Here is a 16099-nt window from a genome sequence, read left to right as displayed (position 1 = left end):
AAAAATTATTGAATGTAAAGGTAAATAATGAAAAGTGACTAGAAGTTCCTACTAGTTGCACCTGTGTATAATTGTCTTGGGCGACCAATTTTTTGAGCTGAATCGTTTACCATTTCTATCCATTGAGAAATCCAGCCAGAGGTTCTAGCAAGAGCAAAGATTGCAGTGAACATTTCTTCTGGAATTCCCATAGCTTTTAAGATGATACCCGAATAAAAGTCCACATTTGGAAAGAGTTTCCTTTCTATGAAAAACTCATCTTGTAGTGCAATTTCTTCTAACTTTTTAGCTACAGCTAAAAGTGGGTTATCCCCATTGCCAAACTTAGCTAAAATTTGCTCACAGTTTTGTTTCATAGCAGTAGCTCTAGGGTCGGTATTCTTATATACTCTATGACCAAAACCCATCAATCTGAAAGGATCATCCTTATCTTTGGCTTTTTCAATAAACTTGTTGATATTATCCATGCTACCAATTTCTGATAACATTTTTAGAACAGCTTCATTTGCTCCCCCATGTGCTGGTCCCCAGAGTGCTGTTATACCTGCTATAATGGCAGCATAAGGTGAGTTACCTGTAGATCCTGATAATCTAACAGTTGACGTTGAAGCATTTTGTTCGTGGTCGGCATGAAGTATAAAGATTGTGTCCATCGCTTCAACATAAAGTTCATCTGGTTTATAGTTTTCATCTTCAGCGAACATCATATATAGGAAGTTTTCAGCATAACCGTAGTCTGGTTTTGGCTCTAGGAATTTTTTGCCCTGGTTATGTCTGTAGGCCATAGCTGCTATGGTGGCAATCTTTGCAATTATATTTTTGGCAACTTCTTCTTGAGGTTCTTTTTGTCCATTATGAACATGCTCAGCAGCAATCACGTTAACCCCAGCAATTAGGCTAGACATAGGGTGAGTATGTTTTGGCATAGCAGATACGGCTGCTTTTATATGTTCACATACAGGCATTTTTGCTATAATTTCTCTTCTGAAAGCTTCTCTTTGCTCGTTAGTTGGTAATTGACCGTAGATTAGAGCATAACATAGAGTTCTATAATTTGACTTTTGTGTCCATTCTTGTATAGGGTAGCCTCTATGAAGGAGAACACCTTTTTCCCCGTCTATATAAGTGATTTTAGATTCACACGATGCAGTTGACATAAAGCCAGGATCATAAGTGAAAAGACCGTGTTTTACTAGAGATGAAACATCTATGCAATCATTACCCAAACTAGGAGAATATACGGGCAAGTCTATCTCAATATTTTTCTCAGCATATTTAAGTGTAGCGTACTTTGACATTATTATAAAACCTCCGAATAAGAGTTGATTATTTTAAAAAGTAATAAAGTTTTACAGTAAAAAGAAACACATGCTACTTAACATATGATCATAGTCGAAATAATAAGCTAAACAGTATTTTTTTGCAAATAAAAATTGTTATTTGTAAAAGCTGCTTCTTGTTAAATTATAGGATTAAAGCTACCTAGATCAAAAGCTTTTGACATGTGTAAATTAGTTCTAGGCTTTTATTTATAAATATTTGAATTTCATCTTACAAAAATATATTATAAAGAGGTTAAGAACGTGAATTCACTTTGGTTTTAGTGTGAAGTTGCTTCGGAGGAATATCGAGCATGAAAAAAATAACAAATATTGATCTGATATCAATAAAATCCTATAACTTTCCTATTACGGCTATAAGCTCAATATTGCACCGTATAACAGGTGTGATTCTTATAGTGGCTATTCCATTAGCAGTGGTTGGAATGAACTATTCTTTAGCGGGGCCAAATGGTTATGAGCAGACTGTGTCAATTTTGACAAAAGGGTGGGCTAGCTTATTTTTTTGGGTTTTCTTGTCGGCTTTGACTTATCATGTATATGCTGGTGTCAGGCATATGATTATGGATATGGGCTTCGGTGAGAGTATGAAGATTGCTAAGTTAACTTCATTTATAACGATTGTTTTGGGTATTTTATCAGCGGTTTTTTGGGGGTATTTTTTATGGCTGTAATTTCGCTTACATCTTCAGGTGTTAAAGACTTTTTTGTGCAGCGAGTTACAGCTGTTATTATTGCTGTTTACTTTGCCTACATACTTATAAAAGCTTTATGTTTATCTCATGCTGGAGCACTTAATTATGACAGTTGGCACGGTTTGTTTACAGATGGAATATTTCTTAGAATTCTAACTTTGATGGCATATTTATCAATTTTCTTACATGCTTGGGTTGGTCTTTGGATTATCTGTGGCGACTATATTAAATGTGCATGGGCTTCAGCGGTCGTTATGCTAAGTTTTATTTTGATTTATGTATTTTGTTTTTTTTGGTTATTTGCGATTTTATTTTTCTATTAAGAGGTTGTTTTTATGAGTATAGCTACACAAGAATTTGACGCGATTGTTGTTGGTGCTGGTGGCGCTGGACTTAGAGCTGCGTTTCAGTTATCACAATCAGGATTTAAGACCGCGGTTGTTTCGAAAGTCTTTCCAACAAGATCTCATACTGTGGCAGCTCAAGGTGGTATAGCTGCAGCTTTAGGTAATATTCAGTTTGAAGATGATCTTCCATCTGATGATTGGAAGTGGCATATGTATGATACTGTTAAAGGTTCTGATTACATTGGTGATCAAGATGCTATCGAATATATGTGTGAACATGCACCTCAATCTATTATTGAGTTAGAGCATATGGGTATGCCGTTTTCACGCTTAGAAAATGGAAAAATTTATCAGCGTGCTTTTGGTGGTATGTCTAGAAATTTTGATCCAGCAAATCAAGCAAAAAGGACATGTGCAGCTTCTGATAGGACAGGACATGCCCTTTTACATACTTTATATCAAGGTAACTTAAAACATAACACTAATTTTTACACAGAATGGTTTGCTGTGGATCTTGTCAAAGCTGATGATGGTAGTATATCTGGTGTTATAGCTCTTTGTATAGAAACTGGTGAAACAGTGTTCCTTCAATCAAAGATAACAATTCTTGCAACAGGGGGGGCGGGTCGTATTTATGAGTCTAGCACTAATGCCTATATAAATACAGGTGACGGTATGGGCTTGGCTTTAAGAGCTGGCTTGCCTCTTCAAGATATGGAGTTTTGGCAATTTCATCCTACTGGTATTGCAGGAGCTGGTGTGTTAGTTACAGAAGGTTGCCGTGGTGAAGGCGGTATCTTACGTAATAAAGATGGTGAAAGATTTATGGAAAGGTATGCTCCTAATGCTAAAGATTTAGCTTGCCGGGATGTTGTATCGCGCGCATCTCAGCAGGAAATCATGGAAGGTCGTGGGGATACTTTTAGTGGTTCTAGTTGTGTATGGTTGGACCTTACTCATCTTGGGGAAAACGTTATTGATGAAAGGCTTCCTACAGTTAGAGAGTTAGCAAAAACTTTTGCAGGTGTAGATCCTGTTGAAAAGCCTATTCCTGTTGTACCAACTTGTCACTATCAGATGGGTGGCATACCAACTAATAAATATGGACAAGTTATTACTCAAGAAAATGGTGAAGATAAAGTTATTGAGGGATTATACGCTGTTGGGGAATGTGCTTCAGTATCTGTGCATGGAGCTAACAGGTTGGGGAGTAATTCATTATTAGATTTGGTTGTATTTGGTAGAGCTGCGGGAATGCATGCTGAAGAAAGTTTAAAGTCAGGAATGACTATTAAAAAAACTTCTTGTGAAAATATTGAGCAAGCTGCAGCTAGAATTAAAAAATGGGACACTTCTGAACAGAGAGGCTGTAAAGAAAAAATCTCTGTATTGAGAAAAGAGTTACAGCAAACTATGCAACAATATTTTTCGGTATTTAGACAAGAAACTACAATGAAAGAAGGCTTTGATAAGCTTCTTAAGTTAAGACAAAGACTTGATGATGCTGTTTTAGAAGATAACAGTAGAATATTTAATATGACAAGAATCGAAGCATTGGAGTTAGATAACCTAATGTTAACAGCTATTGCGACGGCTAAGTTGGCTATAGAGAGAAAAGAATCTCGAGGCGCGCACTCAAGAGTTGATTATCCAGATAGAGATGATGAGAATTGGATGAAACATACACTATATTTCTTGGATGAAGATAGAACATCTTCTCGTGAAGTTAACATGTCTCCAACAAAAGTAAAAGCCTTTCAACCAGCAGAACGTAAATATTAATACAAGGATTTAATATAATGGACGTAAGATTTAAAATTTACAGATATAATCCGGAAACAGATAAAAAACCTTACTACGATGAGTATACGGTAACAGTTGAAAACGAAGGCGTAAAAGTTTTAACAGCTTTAGAGCTTATCAAAGAACAAGATCCGACTCTTGCTATGAGAAGATCATGTAGAGAAGGAGTTTGCGGTTCTGATGGTATGAATATCAACGGTAAGAATCGTTTGGCATGTATCACCTCTGTTGGAGAGTTAAAGCAGCCTATTAAGGTGAATCCTTTACCTGGATTACCTGTTGTTAGGGATTTGATTGTAGATATGAAACAATTCTACAAAAATTATGAAAAAGTAAAGCCTTACTTGATAAACGACGAAGAGGCTCCTGCCAAAGAAAGGCTACAATCGCCAGAGGATAGAGCTAAGCTTGATGGGCTGTATGAATGTATTTTGTGTGCGTGTTGTACTACTTCTTGTCCATCATTTTGGTGGAATCCTGACAAATTTATTGGTCCATCAGGGCTTTTACAAGCTTATAGATTTATAGCAGATTCTAGAGATACAGCTACTAATGAAAGGCTAGAAGACTTGAAGGATCCGTTTAGTTTATTTAGGTGTAGGACTATTATGAATTGTGTTTCTGTGTGTCCAAAAGGATTAAATCCAACAGAAGCAATAGGTAAGATTAGGTCAGCTTTATTAAAAAAGAGTGTATAAATAGTAAACCTAAGATCAGGTGGGTATATGAGAAAAAACCAACCAAATTTTAACCAATGGCTGGAAACAACGCAGTTCTTTGGCGGTAACTTGGAATATTTAGAGTCAATTTATGATGACTACATTGCAGGCAATCATGATGGGATAGATCCAGAATGGTTATCTTTTTTTGATTCAGTAGCTAGTGCAACAGATGAAGCTCATAGAGACATTGTAGAAGAGTTTAAGTATTTGGCTAAAAATAAAGTTAATGCTAGTAGTGTAGTAGCTACTGGTGGAAATGAAATATCATATAAAATAAAATCTTTGATTAATGCTTATAGGTTTTATGCTTATAAGTCTGCAAATATTGATCCTCTTGGACTTTTGAAAAAAGATAAAGATCCTGATTTGGATCCAAAAAGCCATGGATTAGATACTCAAGATATGCAGCAATCTATCAATTTAGGTATTTTAACTCAAAACAAAGAGCAGTCAATAGAAAGTCTAATTAGTAACCTTAAGTCAATATATGAAGCTAGTATAGGTTACGAATATATGTATATTGACAGTAAAGAAGAAAAGAAATGGTTGCAACAGCAAATAGAGTCTAATATACCGATTTCTTTAGAAGAAAAAAAATGGATATTGCAGCAACTAGTCGCAGCAGAAGGTTTGGAGAAGTATCTAGCTGTGAGATATGTAGGTCAAAAGAGATTTGGATTGGAGGGTGGAGAATCAATGATTCCAGCCCTACAACATATTATTGAAAAATCTGTAGCTAGACATTCAACTCGATTTATACAGCTTGGTATGGCTCATAGAGGTAGGCTTAACGTTTTAGTCAACATACTTGGTAAAAATCCAAAAGAGTTGTTTGAGGAGTTTGAGGGTAAACAAAGTGGAAAGAGTTTATCTGGAGATGTTAAGTATCATATGGGTTACTCAAACTACCGTAGTATTGATGGCAAAGAAGCTAAAATAGCGTTGGCATTTAACCCTTCACATCTTGAAGCTGTTGATCCTGTGGTAGAAGGGGCAGCTAAAGCAATACAAAATAAGCTTGATGGCGATGTTTATAATAAAGTTGTACCTATACTTATACATGGTGATTCAGCCTTTTGTGGACAAGGTGTAGTTATGGAAACTTTTGGTTTTTCTCTTACGGAAGCTTATGGAACTGGTGGTACGATACATATAGTCATTAATAACCAAGTTGGTTTTACTACAAGTAGTAAGTTTGGTGTTAACAGAAGTAGTAATTATTCTACTGATATAGCTAAGATGGTAGATGCGCCAATTTTTCATGTGAATGGTGATGATCCAGAGGCTGTACTTAGAGCTACAAACATCGCTCTAGAATACCGTATGAAATTTAATAAAGATGTAGTGATAGATATCCTTTGTTATCGTAGAAATGGTCATAATGAGACAGATGAGCCATCTGGTACGCAACCAAGAATGTATGAGGTGATTAAGAAGCTTCCTACAACTTTGAAAATCTATAGTGATAGACTTCAGGGTCAAGGAATTGTTGATGCAGAGCTTTTATCAAGGTTAAATGCCCAATATCGCAGCAAGTTGGATGAAGGAAAAACTACTGTAGATATTCTTGATAGAAACAGTGTCAAAGATAAGCTAAAAGTTTGCGATTGGCTTCCTTATTTAGGTAAACAAAAAACTGAATATGTTTACAAGCCAATAGAGCAAGATGTGCTTAAAAATTTGGCATATAAAATGTGTGAAGTTCCTAAAGAGATCGATATTCAAATGCAAGTTAAAAAAACCATCTCTGACAGGCTTAAAATGGCAAAAGGTGATATTCCTGTTAATTGGGGGTTTGCGGAATCTTTAGCTTATGCAACGCTGCTTAATGATGGTCATACAGTCAGAATTTCTGGAGAAGATAGCGGTAGAGGAACATTCTCACATCGCCATGCTGTAGTTAAAAACATGGATACAAGCTTAGCAGTAAAAGAATATATACCTCTTAAGCATATAAATGAAAAAGCTAGATTTGATATTATTGACTCTACACTTTCTGAATATGGTGTATTAGGTTTTGAGTATGGCTATAGTTGTTATAGTCCAGATGCCTTAGTAATTTGGGAGGCTCAGTTTGGTGATTTTGTTAACACTGCTCAAGTAGTTATAGACCAGTTTTTAGTTGCAGCAGAGGAAAAGTGGGGTATATTATCAGGTTTAACTTTATTTTTACCACATGGCCAAGAAGGAGCTGGTGCTGAACATTCTTCAGCAAGGTTAGAGAGATTTTTAAGTTCTTGTGCTAACGGTAACATGCAGGTTTGTACACCAACGACTCCCGCACAAATTTATCATTTACTAAGAAGACAAGTTATTAGACCTCTAAGAAAGCCTCTTATTGTTATGACTCCAAAAAGCTTACTAAGAAATCCTATGGCTGTTTCATCTTTAGAGGAGCTTTCAAAGGGACATTTTGAAAGTGTAATAGATGATAAAAAAGCAAAAGCAGATGAAGTTAAAAAACTGATTTTATGTAACGGTAAAGTTTATTATGATCTTATGCTTAAGAAGCAAGACGTTTATGCAGATACAGCAGTAGTTAGAATAGAAGAACTTTACCCTGTTCCTAATGAGAAGTTGGAAGAAATATTTAAGAAATATGAAAATGCTAAGAAAATTGTTTGGTTACAAGAAGAGCCGCAAAACAAGGGGGCTTGGTACCATGTAAGGCATTTTATTGAAAGAATTCTTGGAGATGATCAAAAACTATTGTGTGTAGCTAGAGAAAGGTCTTCAGCTCCTGCTGTAGGCTACCATGCGATGTACGTAAAACAGCAGGAAGAAATTGTTAATAAAGCTTTAGAAATATAAATTTTAAATTTATTACTAGGAGTAAATAATGTTAGAGTTAAAAGTACCTATGTTTCCAGAATCAGTAGCAGATGGAACCTTGGCGCAATGGCATAAAAAAGAAGGTGACTTCGTAAAAGAAGGTGAGATAGTGGCTGAAATTGAAACTGATAAAGTTGTTTTAGAGGTTCCTGCTACCTCCTCTGGTATTTTAAAAAATATCAAAAAGCAGGCTGGTGATATTGTATTATCAGAAGAAAGCCTTGCTAATATAGATATAGATGGAAAGGCTATTTTTAGCAAAGAAGAATCTTCTACTCAAGGAGCCAAAAACCAAGTTCCAGTTTCTTCTGGTGCAGAAGTTGATGTTAAAGCGCCGGTTTTCCCAGAATCAGTAGCTGATGGTACAGTTTCTGAATGGCATAAAAAAGAGGGCGATGTGGTAGCAGAAGGTGATATTCTGGCAGAAATTGAAACTGATAAAGTTGTTTTAGAAGTTCCTGCAGTCGTAAGTGGTACATTAGTTAAAATAATAAAAGGTGCTGGAGATACTGTTTTATCAGCACAAACTATAGCTAAGATTGTAGAAGGCGCTTCTTCGATAGCTGTAGCGTCTAAGGAAACTAAGTCTGAGTCTGTAAATAATACAACTGCTCCACATTTGGTTCCATCAGCACGAAAAGCGTTTAACTCAAGTAATTTGGATTCGGCTGCGGGTATACAAGGTACAGGTAAAAAAGGACGTATTACGTCAGAAGACGTTAAAAAAGCAGCTACTTTGTCTAGTGGTCCTCAGCCAGTAGTTGCTCAAGGTTCAAGGTTTGAAAAGAGAGTTAAGATGACTCGTCTACGCCAGACTATAGCAAATAGGCTTGTTGAAGTCCAACATACAAATGCTATTTTAACTACTTTTAACGAAGTAGATATGAGTGCTGTAATGGAACTTAGAAATAAATATAAAGATATGTTTTTAAAAGAGCATGACACTAAACTTGGCTTTATGTCTTTCTTTATCAAGGCAGCCACAGAAGCTCTTAAAAAATTCCCAGATGTAAATGCTTCTATAGATGGTGATGAAATCGTTTATCATAACTATTTTGATATAGGTATTGCTGTAGGTACAGATAGAGGACTTGTTGTACCTGTGTTAAGAGATACTGATACAAAATCTTTAGCAGAGTTAGAGGCAGATGTACTTGATAAGGCAATTAAGGGGCGTGATGGTAAATTAAGTTTAGATGATATGAAGGGTGGCACGTTTACTATTACTAACGGTGGTACTTATGGCTCTATGTTATCTACACCAATCATTAACTCACCACAGAGTGCGATTTTGGGGATGCATAATATAGTAGAGCGCCCAGTTGTAATTAATGGAGAGATAAAAATCCGTCCTATAATGTATTTGGCACTATCTTATGATCATAGAATTATTGATGGTAGCACGTCAGTTAAGTTTTTAAAGATGATTAAAGAATTACTTGAAGATCCAACTAGAATTCTTCTTCAAGTTTAGTTTTTCTAACATTTTCTTCAAGGTTTTCTCAGATGAGTTTGGAATTTATAAAAAGTAAGATTATGGCTGTGCCAGATTTTCCTAAAGCTGGTATCACATTTAGAGATATTACACCGCTTTTAGCTGAGCCCCAGGGTTTAAGAGTGACAGCCCAAGAGATGGCGAAAGAGTTACAAAGAAGAAATATAAAACCAACTATAATAGCAGGAACGGAAAGTAGAGGATTTATATTTGGAGTAGCTTTAGCAGAAGTTTTAGGAGTAGGATTTGTACCAGTTAGAAAGCCTGGTAAACTTCCTAGGGAAACTTATAGTGTTAGCTACGATCTTGAGTATGGCAGTGATAGTCTAGAGATTCATAAAGATGCTTTCAAAGAAAGTGATAAGGTATTAATTGTAGACGATTTACTGGCTACTGGAGGCACTGCAAAAGCTACCGTTAAGCTGATTGAAGAAACACACGCACAAGTTGCAGCTCTTATATTTGTGATGGAGCTTAAAGGCTTGGGTGGAAGAGATGTTTTGGATGGGTACAATGTTTCAGCGCTATTAGAATTTTAAATAAGGTTTTAAAAAAATGACAAAATATTTTGGTACAGACGGCATTAGAGGAGAAGTTGGTAATTCAACTATCACAGCAGAATTTGTTCAAAAATTAGGTAATGCTGTGGGATCTTTAATTAATGATAAAGAGTATCCGAAATTTGTCATGGTCGGTCAAGATACACGTAGCTCTAGTAATCTGTTAAAGTTTGCTTTGGTCTCAGGGCTAAATGCAGCTGGTATAAATGTTTTGGATTTGGGTATTGTACCAACCCCAGTGGTGGCATTTATGACTGTTAAACATAAAGCTTCAGCGGGTTTTGTCATAACAGCATCACATAATAAATTTACAGATAATGGTATTAAATTATTCTCCTCTAATGGTTTTAAGTTAGATGACTCTTTAGAAGAAGAGGTTGAGAAGAAAATAGATAGCTCATTTATATATCAGCCTCAATATAAGTTTGGTAACTACAAAATGTTAGAAAACACTATTACTGAATACATAGAGGATAATTACCAGCGTTTTGGAGATTTGGTTAAATATAAAGGTAAAGTTGTTATAGATTGTGCTAATGGTGCAGGATCGCACAATTTTGAGGCTTTACTTGATAAGTTTGGTATTGATTATATTTCGATAGCTTCTAACCCTGATGGTGTAAATATTAATGTCAATTGTGGAGCTACATGCGTAGAAAATATAAGTAAAGCTGTTTTAGAGTATAAAGCAGACCTTGGCGTGGCTTTAGATGGTGATGGTGATAGAATTATAATTGTTGATGAAACCGGTAGTGAAATAGACGGCGATGGAATTTTAAATATCATATCTCAGTATAGCGATATTTGCGGTGGTACTAAAGGCATAGTGGGCACGCAAATGACTAATATGAGTTATGAAAACCATTACAGAAAAAATAACGTCCCATTTATTCGCTCTAAAGTTGGTGACAGGTACGTTTTAGAAGACTTGGTAAAATATGATTATAAAATAGGCGGTGAGTCTTCCGGACATGTCATTAATTTAAATTTTGGTACTACTGGAGATGGCCTTCTTACAGCTATACAGCTTTTAGCTATTTTTTCACAAATTGATAAGCCGGTTTCCCATTTTAAATTAAAAGATAAGCTAATGCAGCAGACTTTGATTAATGTGCCATTAGAAAAAAAAGTTACTAAAGAAGATTTACTCAAGCTTTCTATAGATATTGAAGAGGTTGAGAATAGATTGGCGGATAGAGGCAGAGTTCTGCTTAGGCCATCAGGGACAGAACCTGTTTTGCGTGTAATGGTAGAAGCCGATGATAAAGACTTGGCTACTTTAGAAGCAGAGTATTTAGCTAAACAAGTCAAGCAAAAATTAATATAGGGATGAGTATGCAAAAGTTAATCATGGGTAATTGGAAAATGAATGGCAACTCTCAGAGTATCAAAGAGCTTTGCTATGGTATTTCAAAAGTTGAGTATGATATTTCAAAAGTTAGCGTTGCTGTTTTTCCATCTAGTGTTTATGTAAAGGAAGTGGTTTCACAGTTGCCAGAAAGCATGGGTGTGGGTTTACAAAACATTACATTTTATGATGATGGGGCTTACACCGGAGAGTTATCTGTAAAAATGCTACGAGATACAGGTTGTAGTTATGTTTTGATTGGACATTCTGAGAGAAGAGCGTTGTTTGGTGAGTCTGATGAAGATGTTTTTAAGAAGTTGCAGAAAGTTATAGATACAGATGTGGTACCAGTAGTTTGCATAGGTGAAACTTTATCAGATAGAGAAAGCGGAGTTTTAGAAGATGTTCTGGGAGCTCAGCTAGGTTTGATTTTAGAGAATTTTTCTGTCAAACAATTAGGGAAGTTAGTTATAGCTTATGAGCCTGTTTGGGCTATTGGTACAGGAGTTGTAGCATCATTAGAACAAATACAACAAACGCATAAATTTATAAGATCTTTGCTAGCAAAAATTAATCAAGATCTTGCTAAAAAAATCAAAATAGTGTATGGTGGTAGCTTAAAAGCTGAAAATGCTAAAGACATTTTAAGTTTACCGGATGTGGATGGTGGGCTTATAGGTGGAGCGTCTATAAAAGCTTCTGAATTTAACGAAATAATAAGTCAAGCAAACAAGATATGTACGGAATAATTTTAACTATAGATATTATCGCTGCTTTAGCTGTTGTTGTATTAGTGTTATTACAACAAGGTAAAGGTGCAAATATGGGCGTTTCATTTGGAGGCGGTGCGTCAAATACTGTGTTTGGCAGTAAGGGTGCAGCATCATTTTTATTTAAAATGACTGTGTTTTTTACCGCTGTTTTTTTTGTGTGTTGTTTGACTTTAGGATACCTGGGTAAAAGTTCAGCTACAGCTTCAGTAGCTACAGAACAATCTATCGTTAGTCAGTATGACTATGATCAATATCAAAAGGAAATTGGTCAAAAATCCACATCATCAAATAATGCTTCTAAAGGTGAAATATAACTAACTAAGAAAATATCTATTGCACCGGTGGTGGAATTGGTAGACACGCCATCTTGAGGGGGTGGTGTCTTAAAGACGTGTGGGTTCAAATCCCACTCGGTGCACCATAATTTAGCGTTCTTAAAAGGTCTTTTTAGGACCATAAATCCATATATGGTATATTTCTGCGGAAGGTTATCAAGGTTGTATAAATACTTGTATGAGGGTATTTTTTTTCTAACATGTATTATATAATAATTACTCTTGATATAATGTAAGTTAAATAACTTAATAATTTTAATTTGACGAAGGAATATATTTGCTATGAACTGGAAAAAATGTTTAATCATACTGTTTAGCATATTAGGAGTTTTGTCCTTATCGGGTTGTAAAGGTGGTATATGGAACCCTATGGGGGTAATCACGCTACAAGAGAAAAAATTACTTATATTTGCGGTGCTTCTGATGCTTATCGTGGTTGTGCCTGTTATTATTTTGACTCTCTGGTTCGCTTGGAGATACCGTGAAGGAACAAATGCTGAATATCGTCCAAACTGGTGTCATAATAACCTTCTTGAAGTTATCTGCTGGGGGGTTCCTTTTATAATTATATTAATATTAGCAATTGTTACGTGGAAAACTACACATTCACTTAGCCAATATAAGCCTTTAGAGTCAGATAAAGAACCTGTAAAGATAGAGGTTGTTGCTTTAGATTGGAAATGGATGTTTATATATCCTCAGTATGATATTGCTACGATTAATTATATTGAAATTCCAAAGGATCGTCCTGTGAATTTTAAGATTACGTCAGCTGCACCCATGAACTCTTTCTTTATTCCAGAACTAGGTAGCCAGATTTACGCTATGACTGGTATGACTACTCAATTGCATATTCTTGCAACCGAAGAGGGTAAATACCGTGGTTTTTCTGCTAACTACACTGGTAAAGGTTTTGCTGAAATGCAATTTTATACAAAAGTAACAGATCAAAATAGTTTTGATAAATGGGTCAAAGAAGTTAAAGATGGTAAGCATAAGTCGTTAACATGGGATTATTTCTGGAAGAATTTAGTTAAGCAATCTATTGACGATCCAGTAACTTACTATTCACATGTTGATGGAAACTTATTTAATGATATCGTTATGTCTTATATGATGCCAAATTATAAGCCTGGTGATATGGACCATATGCATATGCACCATAGTATGTCGCATTAATAATAAGTAGTATTTAAATAGGAGACAAGTATGCTAGAAGCATTGATAGGGAAACTGAGTAATCCACATTTAGTTTTTCCATATCTGTATGAGCCAGTAAGTCAGCAGATGATAATACTGGGGATGTTCATATTTATTGTGATCACAGGTGTGGCAGTCTTAGGTGGAGTAACTTATTTTAAGAAATGGGGTTACTTATGGAGAGAGTGGTTTACTACAATCGATCATAAGAAAATAGGAACAATGTATACAATAGTGGCTCTGGTCATGTTGTTTAGAGGCTTTATTGATGCTGCTATGATGAGAACGCAGCAAGCTTTAGCAGCAGGTGATAGTACTGGTTATTTGATACCAGAACACTTTGATCAGATCTTTACTGCTCATGGTGTCATCATGATTTTCTTTGTGGCGATGCCGCTTATATTTGCATTAATGAACTGGGTTATACCTCTGCAAATTGGTGCTAGAGACGTTGCTTTTCCTTACATGAATTCTTTAAGCTTCTGGCTTTTTGTTGTTGGAGCAATGCTTATTAATATTTCACTACTTGTTGGTGATTTTGCTCATGCTGGTTGGCTTGCATATCCTCCTTTTTCAGATATAACTTATAGCCCTACTGTGGGTACAGATTACTACATTTGGGGGCTACAAATATCTGGTATTGGATCTTTAATGACCGGTATTAACTTCTTTGTGACAATTATTAAAATGCGTTGTAAAGGTATGACTTTGATGAAGATGCCTATTTTTACATGGGCTTCATTATGTTCAGTTATACTCGTTATAGCAGCTTTCCCTGTGTTAACAGTAACATTAGGTTTATTAACTTTAGATAGATATTTTGGTACGCATTTCTTTACAGTTTCTGGTGGCGGAGATCAAATGATGTACGTCAACCTAATATGGATATGGGGTCATCCAGAGGTTTACATTTTAGTACTTCCTATGTTTGGTGTATATTCAGAGGTTGTTGCTACTTTCTGTAAGAAACCTTTGTTTGGGTATGTAACCATGGTATGGGCAAGTATCGTTATTACTATCTTGTCATTTACCGTATGGCTACATCACTTCTTTACAATGGGAGCAAGTGCTAATGTTAATGCTTTCTTTGGTATAATGACCATGATTATTGCTATCCCAACAGGGGTTAAAATATTTAACTGGTTATTTACAATGTACAAAGGACGTATAACATTTACTACACCGATGTTATGGTTAGTTGGCTTTATAGTGACTTTCTCAATAGGTGGGATGACAGGTGTATTATTATCTGTACCAGGTGTTGATTTCCAAATGCATAATAGTGTATTTCTAATAGCACATTTCCATAATGTTATTATTGGAGGTGTAGTATTTGGTGCTTTTGCTGGGCTTACTTACTGGTTTCCTAAAATATTTGGCTTTAAGCTAAATGAACGTTTAGGTAAATATGCATTTTGGTGTTGGTTAGTTGGTTTCTTCGTAGCGTTTATGCCTTTGTATATACTAGGTATGATGGGTATGACTAGAAGACTTTATCACTATGATGCAGCAACTGGATATCAGCCGCTATTGATAGTAGCTTGGTTTGGAGCAATGATTATTGCTTTAGGTGTGTTCTTCCAAGTTCTACAGATTATAGTAAGTGTACGTAATAGGAATGAAAACCGTGTTACTGGTGATGCTTGGGGTACAGGTCGTACTTTAGAGTGGGCTATACCATCTCCAGTACCTTTCTACAATTTTGCGCATGATCCAGTAGTATCAGAAAGAGATGCATTTTGGGATCAAAAACAAAAAAGCTTAGATATCCAAAATGAATCAAAAGATGGGACTAAGTCATATGAAGATATTCATATGCCAAGAAATACAGCTGTAGGTTTTGTTATAGGAGTATTCAGTTTTGTCTTTGGCTTTGCTGCAGTGTGGCACATTTGGTGGCTTGCAGCAGTTGGTGTAATAGGTATTATAGGTACTGTATTATATAGATCTTTTGATTATGATATTGATTATTACGTCAAAGCAGATGAGGTTGAAAAAGTAGAGAATGAATATAAAAATTCACAAGGGGTGGTATAATGAGTGCAGCAACTGTAGATAATCATCATCACCAAGGCGAGCACCACCATCATTTTGATGGTTCTAAAAACGTATTTGGGTTTTGGATTTACATTATGAGCGACTGTGTTCTTTTTGCAACACTGTTTGCTGTTTACGCAGTTTTTCATAAAAATACATTTGGTGGAGCTGGTGCTCAAGAATTATTTAGTTTGCCATATGTTTTCGTAGAAACTATGCTTTTATTAGTTAGTAGCTTTACTTTTGGTTTAGCTATGCTATCGCGCAACTCTGATAACATTAAAAATGTTACAAAATGGCTATGGGTTACTTTCTTTTTAGGTTTAGGCTTTATACTCATGGAAGTCCATGAGTTTTATGAGCTAGCTATAGAAGGACATACTTGGTCAAGCAGTGCGTTTTTATCATCTTTCTTTGTACTGGTAGGTACACATGGATTACATGTATCTATGGGTCTTATATGGATAGTGAGTATGATTTTGCAACTTAAAAAGTATGGTATGACGCCGATGGCAAAAACAAAGCTTACTTATTTAGGTTTATTTTGGCATTTCTTAGATATCGTATGGATATTTGTATTCTCAGTAGTTTATTTGTTAGGAGCAATATAAT

General features: G+C 35.6%; 14 protein-coding genes and 1 tRNA gene. 14 read left to right on the top strand and 1 reads right to left on the bottom strand.

Annotated features, from left to right (window positions below; genetic code table 11):
* Positions 1-38: 38 nt before the first annotated feature.
* Positions 39-1298, bottom strand: a complete 1260-nt coding sequence (locus FRA_RS07805) for a citrate synthase (RefSeq protein WP_035720499.1) — start codon at positions 1296-1298, stop codon at positions 39-41.
* Between the two features lie 335 nt (positions 1299-1633).
* Here FRA_RS07805 and sdhC point away from each other — a divergent pair, with 335 nt between their 5' ends.
* The 14 genes from sdhC to cyoC all read left to right on the top strand — a co-directional run bounded on the left by sdhC (position 1634) and on the right by cyoC (position 16098).
* The gene (gene sdhC, locus FRA_RS07800; protein ID WP_035720497.1) at positions 1634-2014 is read left to right on the top strand and encodes a succinate dehydrogenase, cytochrome b556 subunit; all 381 of its coding nucleotides are present in this window, start codon (positions 1634-1636) and stop codon (positions 2012-2014) included.
* Complete coding sequence (sdhD, locus tag FRA_RS07795) at positions 1990-2358, top strand: succinate dehydrogenase, hydrophobic membrane anchor protein (protein ID WP_155960885.1); 369 nt, start codon at positions 1990-1992, stop codon at positions 2356-2358. The genes sdhC and sdhD overlap by 25 nt, the downstream gene beginning before the upstream one ends.
* A gap of 12 nt (positions 2359-2370) precedes the next feature.
* Positions 2371-4164, top strand: a complete 1794-nt coding sequence (gene sdhA, locus FRA_RS07790) for a succinate dehydrogenase flavoprotein subunit (protein ID WP_035720493.1) — start codon at positions 2371-2373, stop codon at positions 4162-4164.
* Between the two features lie 17 nt (positions 4165-4181).
* Positions 4182-4883, top strand: a complete 702-nt coding sequence (locus FRA_RS07785) for a succinate dehydrogenase iron-sulfur subunit (protein ID WP_035720491.1) — start codon at positions 4182-4184, stop codon at positions 4881-4883.
* 27 nt (positions 4884-4910) lie between these two features.
* On the top strand, positions 4911-7718 hold the full coding sequence (locus FRA_RS07780) for a 2-oxoglutarate dehydrogenase E1 component (protein ID WP_035720489.1): 2808 nt from the start codon (positions 4911-4913) through the stop codon (positions 7716-7718).
* A 28-nt stretch (positions 7719-7746) separates the two neighbouring features.
* The gene (odhB, locus tag FRA_RS07775; protein ID WP_035720486.1) at positions 7747-9213 is read left to right on the top strand and encodes a 2-oxoglutarate dehydrogenase complex dihydrolipoyllysine-residue succinyltransferase; all 1467 of its coding nucleotides are present in this window, start codon (positions 7747-7749) and stop codon (positions 9211-9213) included.
* A 32-nt stretch (positions 9214-9245) separates the two neighbouring features.
* Positions 9246-9773, top strand: a complete 528-nt coding sequence (locus FRA_RS07770) for an adenine phosphoribosyltransferase (RefSeq protein ID WP_035720484.1) — start codon at positions 9246-9248, stop codon at positions 9771-9773.
* Positions 9774-9789: 16 nt separating this feature from the next.
* Complete coding sequence (glmM, locus tag FRA_RS07765; protein WP_035720482.1) at positions 9790-11121, top strand: phosphoglucosamine mutase; 1332 nt, start codon at positions 9790-9792, stop codon at positions 11119-11121.
* A gap of 8 nt (positions 11122-11129) precedes the next feature.
* On the top strand, positions 11130-11891 hold the full coding sequence (gene tpiA / locus FRA_RS07760) for a triose-phosphate isomerase (protein WP_035720575.1): 762 nt from the start codon (positions 11130-11132) through the stop codon (positions 11889-11891).
* Positions 11879-12229 (top strand): preprotein translocase subunit SecG, encoded by a 351-nt coding sequence (secG, locus tag FRA_RS07755; protein ID WP_035720480.1) that lies wholly within the window; start codon positions 11879-11881, stop codon positions 12227-12229. Before tpiA ends, secG begins: the two co-directional genes overlap by 13 nt.
* A gap of 21 nt (positions 12230-12250) precedes the next feature.
* Positions 12251-12336, top strand: a tRNA-Leu gene (locus FRA_RS07750).
* Between the two features lie 196 nt (positions 12337-12532).
* Entirely contained in the window at positions 12533-13429 is an 897-nt protein-coding gene (cyoA, locus tag FRA_RS07745; RefSeq protein ID WP_035720478.1) for a ubiquinol oxidase subunit II, read from the top strand.
* 30 nt (positions 13430-13459) lie between these two features.
* Entirely contained in the window at positions 13460-15487 is a 2028-nt protein-coding gene (gene cyoB / locus FRA_RS07740) for a cytochrome o ubiquinol oxidase subunit I (RefSeq protein ID WP_035720476.1), read from the top strand.
* Positions 15487-16098, top strand: a complete 612-nt coding sequence (cyoC, locus tag FRA_RS07735; protein ID WP_035720474.1) for a cytochrome o ubiquinol oxidase subunit III — start codon at positions 15487-15489, stop codon at positions 16096-16098. Before cyoB ends, cyoC begins: the two co-directional genes overlap by 1 nt.
* Position 16099 lies beyond the last annotated feature (1 nt).

Source organism: Allofrancisella heilbronnii (assembly GCF_000710735.2).
Taxonomy (GTDB): Bacteria; Pseudomonadota; Gammaproteobacteria; order Francisellales; family Francisellaceae; genus Francisella; species Francisella frigidaquae.
Note: the sequence above shows the minus strand (reverse complement) of the source record. Positions and strands in the feature narration are given on the sequence as shown.